This window comes from Sphingomonas kyeonggiensis, from assembly GCF_014204495.1.
Classification (GTDB): domain Bacteria; phylum Pseudomonadota; class Alphaproteobacteria; order Sphingomonadales; family Sphingomonadaceae; genus Sphingomonas; species Sphingomonas kyeonggiensis_A.
Map to the genome: position 1 here is coordinate 1,150,911 of NZ_JACHLN010000001.1, position 17,857 is coordinate 1,168,767.

Genomic DNA, 17,857 nt, shown 5'->3' on the forward strand with positions numbered 1-17,857 from the left:
GCATGCTCCGCCCGCTCGCCATCCTTGCCGGCACCCTCGCTATCCTCGCCACCGGCAGTTTCGCGGCGGCGCAGGCGCCCGGCCTTGCCGAGCAGCAGGGCAGGCTGCGTGAGGCCAACGCACAGTCCCAGGCCGCCCAGGCGCGCAGCGCCGCGCTCGAGCGTCAGGCCGCCTCGGAGCGCGACCAGGCCCTGCGTGCCCGCGCCCAGGAAGCCGCCGCCGCCGAGCGGATCAAGGCCGCCGAAGCCGACATCGCCGCCGCCCGCGCCCGGATCGGCATCGTCGATCGCCAGTTGGCCGAGCAGCGCACCCGCGTCGCCGAGCGCCAGGGCCCGATCCTCCGCCTGATCGCCGCGCTCCAGTCGATGGCCCGCCGCCCCGCGGTGCTCGGCCTCGTCCAGCCCGGCTCGACCGCCGACATGGTCCATGTCCGCGCCGTGCTCGGCACCGTGATGCCCGTGGTCGAGGCGCGCACCCGCGACGTCCGCGCCGAACTCTCCCGCATCCGCGCGCTGCGTGCCGATGCCCTGGCCGCGGTCAACAGCTTCCGCGAGGCCCGTCAGCGCATCGAGAACGAGCGGACCGCGCTGGTCAGGCTCGAGGCCGATCACCGCGCCCGCTCGGCCCAGCTCGCCTCCAGCGCGCTGGTCGAATCGGACCGCGCGATTGCCCTTGGCGAGCGCGCCCGCGAGATCGTCGACCAGATGGAGACGGCGGGGGAGGCGGCGGAGATCCAGTCCGGTCTCGCAGCCCTTCCCGGGCCGCTGCCTCGCCCGGGCAGCGCCGCGCCGGCACCCACGAGCAAGCTCGGCGCACCCTATGTGCTGCCCGTCGCCGGCGCCGTCGTCACCGGCATGGGCGAGCTTTCGCCCACCGGCGTGCGCGCCCGCGGCGTGACGCTCGCCTGCGCCGCCAACAGCGATGCCGTCGCGCCCGCCGCCGGCCGCATCCTCTATGCCGGCGCGTTCCGTGACTATGGCGGGGTGGTCATCATCGATCACGGCAATGGCTGGACCAGCTCGGTCACCGGCCTCGGCGGCATCGCGGTGCGCGTCGGCCAGCAGATCGGCCAGGGCGCCCGCATCGGCCGCGCCCCGGGCAGCGACGCCCCGCGCGTCACCGTCGAGCTGCGCCGCCGCGGCGAGCCCATGGACCTTGCGCGCCTGCTCGGCTGATTGTGCCGTGCAATTGCCGCGATCCCGGCCTAGATTGTCCCTCGAACGCGTTTCCGGAAAGTAGTTGTTGATGCTCCGTTCGTTCCTTCAGGTCACCGCCGCCGTCGGCGCGCTGGCGCTCGTTCCCGTCGCCTCGGGCGCGATGGCCGGCGTCGATACGTCGAGCTTCAAGGAGCTCGACACCTTCATGGAAGTCTACAGCCAGGTGAAGGCGAACTATGTCGACAAGGTCGACGACGCCACGCTGATGAAGGGCGCGATCCAGGGCATGCTCGCCGCGCTGGATCCGCACTCCAGCTTCGCCGACGGGCTCGATTTCGACAATCTCAAGATCCAGACCGACGGCAATTATGGCGGCCTCGGCCTCACCGTCACCCAGCAGGACGGCGCGGTGAAGGTCGTTGCCCCGACCGAGGACACCCCGGCCGCCCGCGCGGGCATGAAGTCGGGCGACTTCATCACCCATATCGACGGCAAGTTCATCGTCGGCGGCAGCCTCGACGAAGCGATCGAGCAGATGCGCGGCAAGCCGGGCACCTCGGTCACCCTCACCGTCGTCCGCCCGGGCGGCGACAAGCCGCTCACCTTCACGATGAAGCGCGAGATCATCGTGCAGAAGCCGGTGAAGTGGGAGGTCAAGGACGGTGTCGGCATCATCAACATCAACACCTTCACCGCCCAGACCGGCGCCGACACGGTCAAGGCGATCCAGGAGATCGACAAGAAGCTCGGGCACAAGCCGCTCGGCTATATCGTCGATCTGCGCGAGAATGGCGGCGGGCTTCTCAGCCAGGCGATCGAAGTCTCGGACGTGTTCCTCGGCCATGGCGAGATCGTCTCGCAGCGCGGCCGCGAGAAGAGCGATATCGAGCGCTGGTATGCCGATGTGAACGAGCCCGGCATCACCTCGATCCCGGGCGATCTCGCCAAGGGGCTGCCGGTCGTCGTGCTGATCGACGCGGGCACCGCCTCGGCCTCGGAGATCGTCGCCGGCGCGCTCCAGGATCATCACCGCGCGCTCGTCATGGGCGTGCGCAGCTTCGGCAAGGGCTCGGTCCAGTCGATCCTGCCGATGGGCCCCCGCGCCGCGCTGCGCCTCACCACCGCGCGCTACTACACGCCGTCGGGCCGCTCGGTGCAGGAAGGCGGCATCAAGCCCGACCTGCTGGTGCCGCAGCTCACCGATCCCGACTACAAGAGCCGTCCCTCGATCCGCGAGGCGGACCTGCGCGCGCACCTGATCAACAACGACAAGGTCGATGATTCGGTGCTTGAGGATGACCAGCGCACCGATCCGCGCTTCGCCAAGACGGCGGACCAGCTGAAGAAGGAAGGCGTGGACGACTTCCAGCTCCACTACGCCCTCCAGACCATCTCCCGCCTCGGTCCCAAGACCCAGGTCGCAGCCGCCAAGAGCAAGTAAGCCATGCGTATCGACACTTTCTGCGCCGCGCGCTGGCTCGCGCTCCTGCTGCCCCTCGCCCTGGTCGGCGGTGCGCACACCACCGAATTTTTCGGGCTGGTCCCGTGCGAGATGTGCTGGTGGCAGCGCTATCCGCATTATGCCGCGATCCTGATCGCGCTCTCGGCCTTCCTGGTGAAGGATCGCCGTGCCCAGCTCGGGCTCGTCCTGCTCGCCGGCCTTGCCGTGGCGATCAGCGGCGGCATCGGCGTGTTCCATGCCGGCGTCGAGTATAAATGGTGGCAGGGCATCACCGCCTGCACCGCCCAGGTGCACGGCACCAACCCGATGGACATGCTGACCGACGCGCTGCGCCGTCCGCTGATCCGCTGCGACGTGCCGCAATGGACGCTGTTCGGCATCAGCCTGGCCGGGTTCAACGCGATCTTCTCGCTCACCGGTGCCGCCGCGATCTTCGCGCTGGCCCTGCGGAAGGCGCGCGCATGAGCTGGAAGCCCGGCGATCGGCGCGAGGGGACGTCCTCGATGGTCCGCGTCGATCAGGCGGGCGAATATGGCGCGACGCGCATCTATGCCGGCCAGCTGGCGGTGATGGGCGATCGCACCCCGATGGCGCGGATGATCGCCGGCATGGCGATTCAGGAAGAGCGCCACCGCGCATTCTTCGATTCGATGATCGCCCGGCGCGGCGTCCGCCCGACGGCGCTCCAGCCCTTCTGGAACGTCGCCGGCTTCGCGCTCGGCGCGGTGACCGCGGCGATGGGCCCCGAGGCGGCGATGGCCTGCACCGCCGCGATCGAGACCGAGATCGATCTCCATTACCAGCAGCAGCTCGAAGAGCTGGGCACGGGGGATCCGGAGCTCAGCGAAGCGGTCGCGAAATTCCGCGATGAGGAGCTCGAACACCGCGACACCGCGCTGGAGCATGGCGCGGAACAGGCCCCGGCCTATCCGCTGCTCTCCACCCTGATCCGCGCCGGTTGCCGGGCTGCCATTGCGGTATCGAAACGGATATAAAGCGTCTGTTCAGCCGTTGTCCCCGATGCACGGCATAGAGGAGTAAGCCGATGTTGAACCGGATCCTGATCGCGGGCGCGCTCGCCGCCGTCCCGATGCTGATGCCCGCCGCTGCCCATGCGCAGAGTTCGGCGCAGAACAGCGTGCTGATCATCTATGGCAACGACAAGTGCCCGACGAACAGCAACGGCGAAGAGATCGTGGTCTGCAAGCGCCTCGACGAGGCCGAGCGCTTCCGCATCCCGTCGAACCTGCGCGACCAGGGTGGGCCGCCGCAGAAGACCGAGAGCTGGGCGGTGCGCTCGCAGGACGCGGTGACCGCGGGCAATTTTGGTACCGGCAGCTGCACCTCGGTCGGCGCCAATGGCAGCACTGGCTGCTTCGTCAAGCGCGCCACCGCCGCCCGCGCCGAAACCCGCGCCCGCCGCAAGGCCGAGCAGAATTTGCCGCTGCCTTGATCTGCGGCCACATCCGATTCCCCTCCCTGCAGGGAGGGGAGTTAAGCTACTCCCGCACCGGCCACCGCCCCACCCATTCCGGTGGCTCCCGGCGCAGGCAATCCACGATGATCCACAGCATCACCGCTCCGCGCGCCGCGGCCGCCCAGGCGATGTCGATCGTACTGGCCGCCGGCCACACGCCGTCCATCCCGGCGAAATACCAGAATTCGGCAAAATAGGCGGCGATCCCCGCCAGCGCGAACAGCGCCACCGGCAGCAGGCGCGGCGCGGTCATCACCAGCAGCGGCCACAGCCACAGGTCGAATTGCGGCGAATAGACCTTGTTGGTCAGCATGAACCAGGCCAGCACCGGCGTCGCCAGCAGCCACAGCCGGTCGCGGTGTCGCCGCCAGCCGATCGCGACGATCGCCACCGCCCCGATGGCGAAGGCCAGAGTCGCGCAGAGGTTCTTGTCCTCGATGCTCAGCGGCAGCCAGCCGAGATTGCCGAGCACATCCCAGGTCCCCGCCGCGGTGCCGCTGCGCGATTGCGAGAACAGGTAGAATTCGCTCCAGTTGCGCGGTGCGAGCAGTGCGATGGGCAGGTTCACCGCGGCCCAGGCCGCGATCGCCGCCAGCGTCACCAGCGCGGCGCGGCGCAGTCGCTGCACCCAGTCCTTGCCGCGCTCGAACAGGGCGGAGAGCCCGATCAGCGGCAGGATCACGACCGGGAACAGCTTGGCCGCTACGCCCAGCCCGGCGGCGGCCGCCGCGCGCACCAGCCGGTCCTCGCGTGCCTGCAGCAGCGCCGCCACGGCCAGGGTCACCGCGATCATGTCCCAGTTGTGCCCGACATAGAGGACGAGCGGCGGCGCCGCCGCCCACCACCAGAGCCGCTTGCGGTCGACCCCCGCGCGCCACAGCATCCACAGCACCAGGAAGGCGAGGGCGATGTTCACCGCCGTCACCACGCCCAGGAACTTGGCGTCATTGGCGCGGGCGCCGAAGAGCAGGTGGGTCGCGGTCCCCTCGATCCAGATCGCCGCGCCGGTCAGCACCGGATATTCGATCGGGGTCTGCAGGTACGGGATCCTGCCCTTGTCCACTTCGCGCGCGGTCCAGAAGGGCACCGCGTCGCTGTAGCAGCCGGTGATATACTGCTCGGAATCGGTCCAGCCGCCGGGCATGCAATGCTGCTTGAAGCTGAAGCCGAGCAGGCAGGTGACCGCCAGGCCGATCAGCAGGATCCTGAATTGCCGGTCGATCGTCAGCCGCATCCCGCGCTCCCTTCGCCGCGCCTCCTCCCACAACCCACTGGACACTGCAATATCAGGAACATAGAAGGAACAAATGTCGCAGCTCGATCTCCGCGGAAAGCTCGCCATCCTCGCCGATGCCGCCAAATATGATGCGAGCTGCGCGTCCTCCGGCACGACCAAACGCAACGCGGCGAGCGGCCCCAAGGGCGGGCTCGGCTCGACCGAGGGGATGGGCATCTGCCACGCCTATGCCCCGGACGGTCGCTGCATCTCGCTGCTCAAGATCCTGCTGACCAACAGCTGCATCTTCGACTGCCATTATTGCATCAACCGCAAGAGCTCGAACGTCCGCCGCGCCCGCTTCACGCCCGAGGAAGTCGTCGATCTCACGCTCAATTTCTACCGGCGCAACTATATCGAGGGGCTGTTCCTCTCCTCGGGGATCATCCGCTCGTCCGACTATACGATGGAGCAGATCGTCCGCGTCGCACGGCTGCTGCGCGAGGAATATGATTTCCGCGGCTATATCCATTTGAAGACCATCCCCGATGCCGATGCCGAGCTGGTCCGGCAGGCAGGTCTTTATGCCGATCGCGTCTCGATCAATGTCGAGCTGCCGACGGTGGCGGGGCTCACGCGCCTGGCTCCCGAGAAATCGGCGCCGCGCATCGAAGGCGCGATGCGCGATGTCCGCGCCGCGATCGACGACACGGCGGATGCCGGCAAGCGCTACAAGTCGGCGCCCAAATTTGCCCCTGCCGGCCAGTCGACCCAGATGATCGTCGGCGCCGATGCCGCTACCGATGGCGACATCATCACCCGCGCCGCCGGGCTCTATGATCGCTTCCAGCTGCGCCGCGTCTATTATTCGGCGTTCAGCCCGATCCCCGATGCCAGCGCGGTCCTGCCGCTCCAGCGCCCGCCCTTGATGCGTGAGCATCGGCTCTACCAGTCCGACTGGCTGATGCGCTTCTACGACTATCAGCCCAGGGAAGTCGCGGCGGCGGCCGACCCCGCCACCGGCATGCTCCCGCTCGACATCGATCCCAAGCTCGCCTGGGCGCTCAAGTTCCGCGAGTCCTTCCCGGTCGACGTCAACCGCGCCCCGCGCGAACTGCTGCTGCGCGTCCCCGGCCTCGGGGTGAAGGCTGTCGATGCGATCCTCTCCGCTCGCCGCATGCGCCGCCTCCAGCTCGCCGATGTCGCGCGGCTCACTGCCTCGATCGCCAAGGTCCGTCCCTTCCTGGTCGCTGCCGACTGGCGCCCGGTCGCCTTGTCCGATCGTGCCGACCTGCGCAGCCTCGTTGCGCCGAAACGCGAGCAGTTAGAACTATTTGCGGCCTGATCGGTTCTGACTCTCCGACCAAGGGAGAGAGTAGAATGGCCGATGCCCGCATCTTCGCCGACCTGATTGCCGACCATGACCGCCAGCGCGACCTGCTCGAGCGCGTGGGGGAGACCTCGGGCGACAGCAAGGATCGTCGCGAATTGTTCGAGCAGCTCCGCCTCGAGCTGCAGGCCCATGCCGCCGCCGAGGAAGAGGCGCTCTACGCGACGATGCTCGCCGATCCCGAGCTGCGCGAGGATGCCCGGCATTCGGTGTCGGAGCACAAGGAAGTCGACGATTATCTCGGCGAACTGATGGACACCGACATGTCCTCGCCCGGCTGGCTGGTGAAGTTCAAGGAGATGCGCCACCGCTATCTCCACCATATCGACGAGGAAGAGGAAGAGATGTTCCCCACCGCCGCGAAGCACCTGACCGCGGCGCAGGAGGAACAGCTCGGCAAGCTCTTCGAGAAGCGCAAGCCCCGCGAACTCGAGCGCGCCGAAGCCAGTCCCCCGGGCGATGAACGCGATTAACTGACAGGACTGTCAATTCAGGGTCGAAGGCGTATCATCCCCAAAAAGAGGGAGAGAGGGATGCTTCGACTCTGCGCATTTGCGGCAATGCTTGCCGCGACTCCGGCCCTGGCGAAGGACATCATCGTCGAGGCCGGCCCCAACGCCCAGGAACGGCTTCAGTCCGCCCTGCTCGATGCCAGGCCCGGCGACACCGTCCGCATCGGCGCCGGCCGTTTCGAGCTGACCGACGGCCTCAGCCTCGACGTCAACGGCGTGACGGTGCGCGGCGCCGGGCAGCTCAGGACGGTGCTCAGCTTCAAGGGGCAGCTCGGGGCGGGCGAGGGGCTGCTCGTCACCTCGGACGACGTCGTGCTGCGCGACTTCGCGGTCGAGGATTCGAAGGGCGACGGCATCAAGTCCAAGGGCGCCGACCGGATCGTCTACAAGAACATCCGCGTCGAATGGACCGGCGGGCCCAAGGCGACCAACGGCGCGTACGGCGTCTATCCGGTCGAGAGCGGCGATGTGCTGATCGACGGTGTGACGGTCATGGGCGCTTCGGATGCAGGCATCTATGTCGGCCAGTCCAACCGCATCATCGTCCGCAATTCGGTCGCCAAATACAATGTCGCCGGCATCGAGATCGAGAATAGCGGCTTTGCGGAGGTCACCAACAACCTCGCCACCCACAATACCGGTGGCATCCTGGTGTTCGACCTGCCCGCCTTGCCCAATCGCGGCGCCGGCTGGATCACCGTCAGCGGCAACAGGGTGATCGACAACGACACCCCCAATTTCGCCCCGCCCGGCAACATCGTCGCCACCGTGCCCACCGGTACCGGCGTGCTGGTGATGGCCGAGAACGACGTCACCGTGACCGCCAACGATCTCAGTGGCAACGGTACCGCCAACATCATGGTCGTCGCCTATCGCAAGCCGTTCGAGGACAAGGGCTATGATCCCTATCCCCGCAACATCCGCCTCTCCGGCAACAAGCATGGCCGCGCCGGCTTCGCGCCCGCCATGCCCGGCGGCGCGCTGCTGGCGAAGATGCTGGGCGGCACGCTCCCGCCGGTCTTCTGGGACGGCACCGGCGGCGACCAGGTCCACCTTACCGGCGATGACGGCCCGGTGCTCACCCTCGCCCTGGCCCTTGGCGCCCCGCTCGACACCGCCAAGCCGCAGCTGATCAAGCTCGACAACCCGATCCCGCCGCCCTGGCAGACCTTCAAGCTGCCGGCATCGATGGAGGCCGCCGCCAAATGAAGGCGCTGCTCGGCGCGGCCGCCTTGTTCGCCGCCGCGCTGCTCGGCCGTCCAACGGGCGTGAACGACGCCGCGATCACGGCCGAAGGCTGGCCCGCGCACCTCTCCGACTACGCCTTCTTCACCGATCTCAAGGCCCGCGCCCCGGCCCCGCGGCTGGTCCGCTACACCCTCGAAACCCCGCTCTTCTCCGACTATGCCGAGAAGGAGCGCTACCTCTATCTGCCCGAGGGCAGCCGGGCGAAATACGATCCCGACAAGCCGCTCGACCTCCCCGTCGGCGCCGCGCTGATCAAGACCTTCGGCTACCGCACCAACGGCGTGTTCAAGCCGCTCGAGACCCGTGTCCTGCTCCACCGCGCCACGGGCTGGACCCCGATCCCCTATGTCTGGAACGCCGAGGGCACCGACGCCGATGTCAGGCGCGCCGGCACGCGCATCCCCGTCACCTTCGCCGACCCCTCAGGCGAGCCGCACAGCATCTCCTACGCCGTCCCCAACCAGAACCAGTGCAAGGACTGCCACGGCCTCGCCGGCCAGGTCGTCCCGATCGGGATCAAGGCGCGCTATCTCAACCATGGCGGGCAGCTCGAACAATTGCTTGCCGCCGGCATGCTCGACCGGCTCCCCGCCGATGCCCCGAGAGTCGCGCGCTGGGACGACACCGCCGCGCCGCTCGACCAGCGCGCGCGTGCCTGGCTCGAGATCAACTGCGCCCATTGCCACAACCCCCAGGGCGCGGCGTCCAACTCCGGCCTGTTCCTCGATCTCGGTCGCGCCGATCCCGAGCAGCGCGGCCTGTTCAAGCGCCCCACCGCCGCGGGCCGGGGGGCAGGCACCCGCGATTTCGACATCGTCCCCGGCGATCCGGAAGCCTCGATCCTGCTCTACCGCATGCAATCGACCGATCCCGGCATCGCCATGCCCGAGCTCGGCCGCGCGACGGTCCACAAGGAAGGCGTCGCGCTGGTCCGCCAGTGGATCGAATCGATGCCGAAATCGCCGCCGGCGCGTTAAACCGCCTTCATCGTCATCCCCGCGCAGGCGGGGATCCAGAGCCAAGGGCGACACCGCTTGTGACCCTGGATCCCCGCCTGCGCGGGGATGACGGGTTTGGAGGATGGCGTTGCGCGTAGTTACCCTGGCGGCGGAAGATGATTTCGAAGGCTGGCGCGATGCCGCGCGCGGGCTGGCACAGGCCGGCGTCCCCGCATCCGAGATCCTCTGGCAGGTCGGCGAAACCCCGGTCGACCTGTTCGCCGACGAAGCCGTGCTGCCCCCGGCCGCCTCGCGTGCCCTCAAGGTTCCGCGCGCGTTCCTCGACCTCGCCCAGTCGGCGATCCTCCATTCGGACCCCGAGCGCTTCGCCCTGCTCTACGCGCTGCTCGCCGGCGATCCGCACCGCGTCGCCGACCCGGCCGACCCGCTCGTCCGCAGGCTCGAGGGCATGGCGCGCGAAGTCCGCCGCGACATCCACAAGATGCGCGCCTTCGTCCGCTTCCGCGAAGTCCAGGACGCGCAGCCCTTCCCCGGCACCGGCGAGCCCAACACGCGCTTCATCGCCTGGTTCGAGCCGACCCATCACATCGTCCGCGCCAATGCCCGCTTCTTCGTCGATCGCTTCACCTCGATGCGCTGGTCGATCCTCACGCCCGAGCTCTCGCTGCACTGGGACACCGAGACCCTCACCGAAGGCCCCGGCGCGACCAAGGCCGATGCTCCGGGCGAGGACCCGGTCGAGGATATCTGGAAGACCTATTACGCTTCGATCTTCAATCCGGCTCGCCTCAAGACCGGCGCGATGCTCAAGGAGATGCCGCGCAAATATTGGAAAAACATGCCGGAGACCGCGTTGGTCCGGGAGCTGGTCGCCACCGCGCGCCAGCGGGAGACGGCAATGGTGGCAACCCAGCCCAGACCCGGCGGCAATATCGAGGGCGCCTGGGAGGCCCTGCGCGAGGAAGCCGCGCATTGCACCCGTTGCGACCTCTACAAGCACGCCACCCAGACCGTCTTCGGCGAAGGCCCGGTCGATGCGCGGATGATGATCGTCGGCGAGCAGCCCGGCGACCAGGAGGATTTGGCCGGCCACCCGTTCGTCGGCCCGGCCGGCGAAGTCTTCGACCGGGCAATGGTCGAGGCCGGGATCGACCGAGCAGGTGTCTACGTCACCAATGCGGTCAAGCACTTCAAGTTCGAGCCGCGCGGCAAGCGCCGCATCCATTCGAAACCCGATGCCGGCGAGATCCAGGCCTGCCGCTGGTGGTATGAGCAGGAGCGCCTGCTGGTGAAACCCGAACTCACGATCGCGCTCGGCGCCAGCGCCGCCCGCCAGATGCTCGGCAAGACGGTGACGATCGCCGCGACCCGGGGGCGGGCGCTCGACCTGCCCGATGGCGGTCGCGGCTGGGTGACGGTCCACCCGAGCTATCTCCTGCGCCTGCCCGACCGCGCGAAGGCGGAGGACGCGTTCGCCGCGTTCGTGGAGGACCTGAAGGGCGCGGAGAAGCTGCTGGCCTAAAAATCCTCTCCCGGAGGGAGAGGAGGACCGCGACGCGCAGCGTCGTGGTGGAGAGGGAACGCCGCAGGCGATATCGCTCGTGGCAGGCCCCCTCCACCAGCTTCGCTGGTCCCCCTCCCCCTCCGGGGGAGGATTTCTTCAGAACCCCAGCCGCTCCGCGATCCCCTTCACCGTCTCCGCCCGTCCCGGCGCGAACTTCTCCGCCATTGCCCGGTAGCGCGCCACCGTCTCCGCCCCGGCCCGTTCCGGCGATCCGGAATCGAATGGTGGCGCCGGATCATATTCCAGGCTCAGCTGCACGAACCGCGCATGGTCCTCGCCCCGGATCGCCGCGGTCAGCGCCAGCGCGAAGTCGATCCCCGCGGTCACCCCGCCGCCGCTCACCCGGTTGCGATCGAACACCACCCGCTCGGCCACCGGCTCGGCGCCGAACCAGGCGAGCTGCTCGCGCGATCCCCAATGGCAGGCCGATCGATATCCGCGCAGCAGCCCCGCCGCGCCGAGCAGCAGCGATCCGGTGCACACGCTGGTCACCCAGGTCGCTTCCGCCGCCACCTGCCGCAACCAGTCCAAGGTATCGGCATCCTCCATCGCCGCCACCGTGCCGAACCCGCCCGGCACGCACAGGATGTCGGCGCGCGGCACCTCGGCGAAGGTCGCGGTCGGATGCAGGTCGAACAGCGCATCGGTGCGCACCGGATCGCGGGTCTTCGCCACCAGGTCGAGCGTCACATTCCCCATGCGCGACAGCACCTGCGCGGGGCCGGTCAGGTCGAGCTGGGTCACGTCGGGGAACAGCAGGAAAGCGATATGCAGCGGTTCGGGCATCATTGTCCTCCAGCAGGGAAGGTGCCCAGGCGAACGGCGTCCACCCCCGCGCTTCCCGATGGTGCTCCATCTCGTATCGCCAGTCACGCGAGGCCAGGGGAACCTACGCCGGTGATACGCGTCTGTCACGCATGGTATCCCGGAGCGGATCCCCGGCGAAGGCCGGGGCCCAGTTTCGGCGAAGTGGGTGAGGCGGGTCGAACCTCTCGACCGACATTGCAACTGGACCCCGGCCTTCGCCGGGGAACAGGGCGGGCCTCGCGAAACCAAACCCCTTGCTTCAAACCTGCGCATCCAATATTAGTTCGTTCGAACGAACAAGATTCGGTGCGATGACCAGCCAGATCCTGATCGACACGGCAATCGAGCAATTCGGCCGCCACGGCTTCGAAGGGGCGAGCACGCGCGAGATCGCCCGCGCCTCGGGCACGGCGATGTCGTCGATCACCTATCATTTCGGCGGCAAGCAGGGCCTCTATCTCGCCGCCGCCGATCACATCGCCGCCAGTGTGAAGACCATCCAGGGACCGGCGCTCGAAGCTGCCCGCGCCGTCGCCGAGAAGGGCAGCCGCGAGGAAGCGATCGAGGCGCTGCTTGCCGTGCTCGACGGCTTCGCATTGATGATGCTCAGCCCGCAGACCGAAGCCTGGGCGCTGTTCATCACCCGCGAGCAGCAGAACCCCACCGAAGCATTCGACCGGCTCTATACCGGGGTGATGCAGGGCGTGGTCGAGACCTTCGTCGTCACCCTCAAGCGCGTCCGCACCGATCTCGGCGAGCGCGAGGTGCTGGCGATGGGGATCCTCCTGTTCGGCCAGTCGCTGGTGCTGCGGGTCGCCCGTGCCGCCGTCACCCGCATCCTTTCGGTCGAGACGATCGACGAGCCCACCCAGAAACTGCTCCGCGCCCGCCTGCGCGCCAACGCCCTCTGCATCCTGTCGGAGAATCCCGCATGAACCGCCGCCGCATCGCGATCCTCGTCGTCATCGTCGTGCTGGTGATCGCCGCGATCGCCACCAGCGGCTTCGGCCTGTTCCGCGCGAAGGATGACGGCGCGCTCAAGTTGAACGGCAATGTCGATATCCGCGAAGTCGATCTGGGCTTCCGGGTGAACGGCCGGATCTCGGGCATCACGGTGGAGGAGGGGGCCAAGGTCAGGCAGGGCCAGCTGCTCGCCACGCTCGATGCCGCCATGCTCGACAGCCGCATCGCCCAGGCCGATGCGAAAGTCTCCCAGGCCGAGGCCCAGCTGGCCAAGCTGCGCAACGGCAACCGCGCCCAGGATATCGCCCAGGCCCGTGCCCGGGTCGCCGCCGCCGCCGCGGTCGGCCAGGATGCCGATCGCGACTATGCCCGCCGCCAGCCCCTGGTCGAGCCCGGCGCGATCAGCCGCGACCTCTGGGAGCAGACCGTCGCCACCCGCGACAAGGCCCGCGCCGATCTCGCCCAGGCCCAGCAGGCGCTGTCGCTGATGAACGCCGGCAGCCGCAAGGAGGACGTGGCTGCCGCCGCAGCCGATGTCCGCGCGGCGACCGCCGCCCGCCAGAGCGCCGCCACCGATCTCGGCGACGCGCGCCTGCTCGCCTCCACCGACGGCACCGTCGTCACCCGCGCCCGCGAGCCCGGCGCCATCGTCCAGCCCGGCGAGACGGTGCTGACCCTGGCGATCATGCGACCGCTGCGGGTGCGCGCCTATGTCGCGGAGAGCGATCTGTCGCGGATCAGCCCGGGGATGCAGGTGGTGGTCACCGCCGACGGCAACCCCAGGCGCTACAAGGGCACGATCGGCTATATCTCCCCCCGCGCCGAGTTCACGCCCAAGACGGTCGAGACCGAGAACCTCCGCACCGATCTCGTCTACCAGCTCCGCATCATCGTCGACGATCCCGACGACGGCCTGCGCCAGGGCCAGCCGGTCAGCGTCTCCGTCCCCGGCGCCCGCCCGAAGCACAAGGGCTGAGGGGGTGGCGTCGCTGCCCCCTCTTCTTCGTCATGCTGAACTCGTTTCAGCATCCAACGCTCCCCCGGCGATATCGCTTGAGGCGCGTTGGACCCTGAAACAAGTTCAGGGTGACGCGGGAACTTGGCTGAGGGCGAAATGACCCAGCCCCTCGCCAGCACCACCGACCTCGTAAAAGCCTTCGACGCCAACCGCGCGCTCGACGGCGTCTCGATGGCGATCGAGCCCGGCCGCATCACCGGGCTGGTCGGGCCGGACGGCGCGGGCAAGACCACGCTGATCCGCATCCTCGCCGGACTGATGGCGCCCACTTCGGGGACTGTTTCTGTCCTGGGGGGCAAGCCGGGGGAAAAGCTCGAAACTCTCGGCTATATGCCCCAGCGTTTCGGGCTCTACGAGGATCTCTCCGTCCTCGAGAACCTCAAACTATACGCCGAAGTGCGCGGGCTGCCCCGAAACGAGCAGCAGGATAGTTTCGACAAGCTGCTCGCGTTCACCGATCTCGCCCGTTTCCAGGATCGGCTGGCCGGCAAGCTCTCGGGCGGCATGAAGCAGAAACTCGGGCTTGCCTGTGCCTTGGTGAAGACTCCTAAGGTTTTGCTGCTCGACGAGCCCGGGGTTGGCGTTGATCCGATCAGCCGGCGCGAGCTTTGGGCCATGGTGGGGGATCTTACCGAACAGGGCATCGGCGTGCTCTGGTCGACCGCCTATCTGGACGAGGCGGAGAAGTGCGACACCGTCTATTTGCTCAATGAAGGCAAGCTGTTGTTCGACGGTCCTCCCGCCGAACTGACCGGTCATGTGCGGGACCGGGTGATCCGGGTGAGCGGTTTCGAGGCCCGCCGCCGCCAGTTCCTCACCCGCGCGCTCGACCGTGACGACGTGATCGACGGCACGATCCAGGGCCGTTCGGTGCGTCTGCTGGTCGCCGACGGCAAGCCGGTGCCCGATGCCCAGGCGCTTGCAGCCGGACCAGACACCGAAGTGGACACAGCCGATCCGCGCTTCGAGGACGGGTTCATCGAGCGGCTCGGCGGCGGCCCCAAGGGCACTTCCGCTCTCGCCGCACGCTACCGCACCATCCCCGAGACCACGGACTGCGCGATCGAGGCGAACGGCCTCACCAAGGTCTTCGGCGCGTTCACCGCGGCCAGGGATATGAACTTCCGCATCCCAAGGGGACAGATATTCGGCCTGCTCGGGCCCAATGGCGCCGGCAAGTCGACCACCTTCAAGATGCTTTGCGGGTTACTTTCGCCAACTTCGGGGACTGGAGCGGTTGCTGGCAAGTCGCTCCGCAAGTCCGCCGCCGCGGCGCGGGCGTCGCTGGGCTATATGGCCCAGAAATTCTCCCTCTATGGCGACCTCTCCGTCCGCCAGAATCTCGATTTCTTTGCAGGGGCTTACGACCTGCCGCGCGACAAGGCGCAGCGCGCGATCGAGGCGATGATCGAGATATTCGAGCTGCACGACAAGCTCGACGTCAACGCCGGCACCCTGCCCTTGGGCTTCAAGCAGCGCCTCGCCTTGGCCTGCGCGGTGATGCACGAGCCCCCGGTGCTCTTCCTCGACGAACCCACCTCGGGCGTCGATCCGGTGACGCGCCGGGAATTCTGGATGCACATCAATGGTTTGGTCGAGAAGGGCGTGACCGTATTGGTCACCACGCACTTCATGGACGAAGCCGAATATTGCGACCGCGCGACGCTGATCTACCGCGCCGAGCAGATCGCCACCGGCACCCCGGATGAGCTCAAGGCCGAAGCCGCCCGCCTCACCGGCGCGGCCGATCCGACGATGGAGGATGCCTTCATCGCCCTGATCGAGGCGTTCGACCGCAAGCGCGAGGCGCGCGAGGCCGCATGAGGTTCCGCTTCGATCTCAGGCGCTTGGCCGCATTGGTCCGCAAGGAGGCCGCGCAGATCCTGCGCGATCCGTCGACCTTCCTGATCGCCTTCGTGCTGCCGATGATCCTGCTCTTCCTGTTCGGCTATGCGGTCTCGCTCGACAGCACCCGGACGCGCGTCGGCCTGGTCATCCAGGACAGCAGCGCGCCTGCTTTGCGTCTGGCCCAAGCCTATAGGAACTCGCGTTATTTCGAGGTCACCGAGGCCCGGACGGTGGCGCAGGTGCGCGACAAGCTGGTCGATGGCGAGCTGCGCGCGCTGATCGTCATCCCCCAGGATTTCGGCGCCGGGATCAAGCGCGGGCACATGCCGCCGATCCAGATCGTCACCGACGGGTCCCAGCCCAATACCGCCAATTTCGCAGCCGCTTACGGCGAGGGCGTGCGGGCGAGCTGGGCCGCGGCCGAGGGGCTCGAGCGCAATCCCGGCGCCCGCGAAGCCCCGGTGATCGTCTCGGCGCGCTACTGGTACAACCCTGAACTCAAGAGCAAATTCTTCCTCGTCCCCGGCTCGATTGCCAATGTCATGACCATGGTCGGCACGCTGCTGACCGCGCTGGTGGTGGCCCGCGAATGGGAGCGCGGGACGATGGAAGCGATGATGGCCACGCCAATCTCGATGGCCGAGTTCATCGCGTCCAAGGTCATCCCCTATTTCTTCCTGGCCCAGGCCTCGATGACGCTCTGCGCGGTCATCGGGGTGTGGGTGTTCGGGGTGCCGTTCCGCGGCTCGATCTTCGCGCTCTACGCCATTTCCTCGGCCTTCCTGATGCCCGCGCTCGGTCTCGGCCTGTTCATCTCGGCGGCGACCAAGAACCAGTTCGTCGCCAGCCAGGTGGCGCTGCTCTCGGCCTTCCTCCCCACCTTCCTGCTCTCGGGCTTCATCTTCGAGATCGGCTCGATGCCCTGGCCGATCCAGGCGCTGACCTATATCGTCCCCGCGCGTTACCTGATCCCCAGCCTCGAGACGGTGTTCCTCGCCGGCGACCAATGGGGGCTGCTGCTGCCCAACATCGGCATCATGCTGTTGTTCGGCATGGTGTTTTTCACGCTCTCCTTCCGCGTCACCCGCCGGAGCCTCGACTGATGCGTCGGCTCCTTGAAGGCGCCGGCTTGCGCCGGTTGGTCGCCATGATCGTCAAGGAGATGTGGGCGGTGCTGCGCGATCCGCAGTCGCGGCTGGTGCTGTTCGTGCCGCCGCTGATGCAGCTGTTCATCTTCACCTATGCGACCACGCTCGACGTCAAGAATGTCGATATCGGCATCCTCGATCGCAGCTCGGGCGCGCATTCGGTCGAGCTGGTCCAGCGCATCGCCGGCAGCCCGAACTTCCGCCATATCAAGCGTTTGGCGACCCCCGCCGAGCTCAAATCGGCGATCGACAACCAGAAGGTGATCGCCGCCCTGGTGATCGACGAGGATTTCGACCGCCAGCTCGCCCGCGGCCGGAGCGCCACCATCGGCCTGGTGCTCGACGGCCGCCGCTCCAACGCGGCCCAGATCGTCACCGGCTATATCACCAATATCGCCGGCACGATGGGCGCCGAGCTCGCCCCGCCCCAGCTGCGCGGGGCAGCGGGCGGCAGCGTGGTGACCAACTGGTACAACCCCGCGCTCGACTATATCTGGTTCACCTTGCCCTCGCTGGTCGCGATCATCACCTCGGTGGCGGGGCTCGCGGTCACCTCGCAATCGGTTGCGCGCGAACGGGAACTGGGCACGTTCGATCAGCTGATGGTCTCGCCCTTGCGGGTCCATGAGATCCTGATCGGCAAGATGGTGCCGCCCTTCATCATCGGCATGATCAACGGCAGCGTCTATCTGGTGGTCGCGCCCCTGGTGTTCGGCGTGCCCTTCACCGGATCGCTGCTGCTCTTCTTCCTGTCGCTCGGCATGTACCTGCTCGCGCTGATCGGGCTCGGCATGCTGATCTCCGCCGCCTCGCAGACCCAGCAACAGGCATTCCTCGGCGTGTTCCTGGTGACGACGCCGCTGATCCTGCTCTCCGGCTATGCCAGCCCGATCGACAACATGCCGGACTGGCTGCAGACGATCACCTATCTCGATCCCGCCCGCTATTTCCTCACCATCGTCCAGGGGCTGTTCCTCAAGGCGATGCCGGCGGCGGCGGTGTTCCACCAGCTCTGGCCCCTGGCGCTGATCGCCTGCGTGACGCTTTCCGCCTCGGCCTGGCTCTTCCGTGCGCGCATGGAGTAACAA

Annotated in this window: 17 protein-coding genes and 1 riboswitch; of the genes, 15 read left to right on the plus strand and 2 right to left on the minus strand. The window is 67.8% G+C overall.

The genetic code is table 11. The features are described from left to right. Positions 1-2 precede the first annotated feature (2 nt). The 5 genes from HNP52_RS05705 to HNP52_RS05725 all read left to right on the plus strand — a co-directional run bounded on the left by HNP52_RS05705 (position 3) and on the right by HNP52_RS05725 (position 4,072). The gene (locus tag HNP52_RS05705; protein WP_184163671.1) at positions 3-1,175 is read left to right on the plus strand and encodes a murein hydrolase activator EnvC; all 1,173 of its coding nucleotides are present in this window, start codon (positions 3-5) and stop codon (positions 1,173-1,175) included. A gap of 70 nt (positions 1,176-1,245) precedes the next feature. Beyond that, the gene (locus tag HNP52_RS05710; RefSeq protein WP_184163673.1) at positions 1,246-2,598 is read left to right on the plus strand and encodes a S41 family peptidase; all 1,353 of its coding nucleotides are present in this window, start codon (positions 1,246-1,248) and stop codon (positions 2,596-2,598) included. Between the two features lie 3 nt (positions 2,599-2,601). After that, on the plus strand, positions 2,602-3,084 hold the full coding sequence (locus tag HNP52_RS05715) for a disulfide bond formation protein B (RefSeq protein WP_184163676.1): 483 nt from the start codon (positions 2,602-2,604) through the stop codon (positions 3,082-3,084). Beyond that, positions 3,081-3,614, plus strand: a complete 534-nt coding sequence (locus HNP52_RS05720; RefSeq protein ID WP_184163679.1) for a demethoxyubiquinone hydroxylase family protein — start codon at positions 3,081-3,083, stop codon at positions 3,612-3,614. Before HNP52_RS05715 ends, HNP52_RS05720 begins: the two co-directional genes overlap by 4 nt. A 50-nt stretch (positions 3,615-3,664) precedes the next feature. After that, positions 3,665-4,072 (plus strand): hypothetical protein, encoded by a 408-nt coding sequence (locus HNP52_RS05725; RefSeq protein ID WP_184163682.1) that lies wholly within the window; start codon positions 3,665-3,667, stop codon positions 4,070-4,072. Positions 4,073-4,118: 46 nt separating this feature from the next. On the opposite strand, the gene HNP52_RS05730 is transcribed toward HNP52_RS05725, so the two are convergent. After that, positions 4,119-5,330, minus strand: a complete 1,212-nt coding sequence (locus HNP52_RS05730; protein WP_184163685.1) for a glycosyltransferase 87 family protein — start codon at positions 5,328-5,330, stop codon at positions 4,119-4,121. Positions 5,331-5,403: 73 nt separating this feature from the next. On the opposite strand from HNP52_RS05730, the gene HNP52_RS05735 reads away from it, so the two are divergent. The 5 genes from HNP52_RS05735 to HNP52_RS05755 all read left to right on the plus strand — a co-directional run bounded on the left by HNP52_RS05735 (position 5,404) and on the right by HNP52_RS05755 (position 10,943). Beyond that, complete coding sequence (locus tag HNP52_RS05735) at positions 5,404-6,657, plus strand: putative DNA modification/repair radical SAM protein (RefSeq protein ID WP_184163688.1); 1,254 nt, start codon at positions 5,404-5,406, stop codon at positions 6,655-6,657. A gap of 35 nt (positions 6,658-6,692) precedes the next feature. Then, positions 6,693-7,175: a hemerythrin domain-containing protein gene (locus HNP52_RS05740; protein WP_184163691.1), complete on the plus strand. Its 483-nt coding sequence runs from the start codon at positions 6,693-6,695 to the stop codon at positions 7,173-7,175. A gap of 60 nt (positions 7,176-7,235) precedes the next feature. Next, positions 7,236-8,423: a parallel beta-helix domain-containing protein gene (locus HNP52_RS05745; protein ID WP_184163694.1), complete on the plus strand. Its 1,188-nt coding sequence runs from the start codon at positions 7,236-7,238 to the stop codon at positions 8,421-8,423. Next, positions 8,420-9,439: an SO2930 family diheme c-type cytochrome gene (locus tag HNP52_RS05750; protein WP_184163697.1), complete on the plus strand. Its 1,020-nt coding sequence runs from the start codon at positions 8,420-8,422 to the stop codon at positions 9,437-9,439. Before HNP52_RS05745 ends, HNP52_RS05750 begins: the two co-directional genes overlap by 4 nt. A gap of 109 nt (positions 9,440-9,548) precedes the next feature. Further along, on the plus strand, positions 9,549-10,943 hold the full coding sequence (locus HNP52_RS05755; RefSeq protein WP_184163700.1) for a UdgX family uracil-DNA binding protein: 1,395 nt from the start codon (positions 9,549-9,551) through the stop codon (positions 10,941-10,943). A 138-nt stretch (positions 10,944-11,081) separates the two neighbouring features. Here HNP52_RS05755 and HNP52_RS05760 read toward each other — a convergent pair whose 3' ends face one another. Further along, positions 11,082-11,771, minus strand: a complete 690-nt coding sequence (locus tag HNP52_RS05760; RefSeq protein WP_184163704.1) for a DJ-1/PfpI family protein — start codon at positions 11,769-11,771, stop codon at positions 11,082-11,084. Between the two features lie 16 nt (positions 11,772-11,787). Continuing rightward, a riboswitch (ZMP/ZTP riboswitch) is annotated at positions 11,788-11,868 on the minus strand. 235 nt (positions 11,869-12,103) lie between these two features. Here HNP52_RS05760 and HNP52_RS05765 point away from each other — a divergent pair. The 5 genes from HNP52_RS05765 to HNP52_RS05785 all read left to right on the plus strand — a co-directional run bounded on the left by HNP52_RS05765 (position 12,104) and on the right by HNP52_RS05785 (position 17,854). After that, a complete protein-coding gene (locus tag HNP52_RS05765; protein WP_184163707.1) occupies positions 12,104-12,727 on the plus strand; it encodes a CerR family C-terminal domain-containing protein in 624 nt (207 codons plus the stop codon). Continuing rightward, positions 12,724-13,731, plus strand: coding sequence for an HlyD family efflux transporter periplasmic adaptor subunit (locus HNP52_RS05770; protein ID WP_184163710.1), 1,008 nt, complete (start codon positions 12,724-12,726; stop codon positions 13,729-13,731). The genes HNP52_RS05765 and HNP52_RS05770 overlap by 4 nt, the downstream gene beginning before the upstream one ends. Positions 13,732-13,869: 138 nt before the next feature. Further along, positions 13,870-15,597 (plus strand): ATP-binding cassette domain-containing protein, encoded by a 1,728-nt coding sequence (locus HNP52_RS05775; protein ID WP_184163713.1) that lies wholly within the window; start codon positions 13,870-13,872, stop codon positions 15,595-15,597. After that, complete coding sequence (locus HNP52_RS05780) at positions 15,594-16,724, plus strand: ABC transporter permease (RefSeq protein ID WP_184163716.1); 1,131 nt, start codon at positions 15,594-15,596, stop codon at positions 16,722-16,724. Before HNP52_RS05775 ends, HNP52_RS05780 begins: the two co-directional genes overlap by 4 nt. Beyond that, positions 16,724-17,854, plus strand: coding sequence for an ABC transporter permease (locus HNP52_RS05785; protein ID WP_184163719.1), 1,131 nt, complete (start codon positions 16,724-16,726; stop codon positions 17,852-17,854). Before HNP52_RS05780 ends, HNP52_RS05785 begins: the two co-directional genes overlap by 1 nt. Positions 17,855-17,857 lie beyond the last annotated feature (3 nt).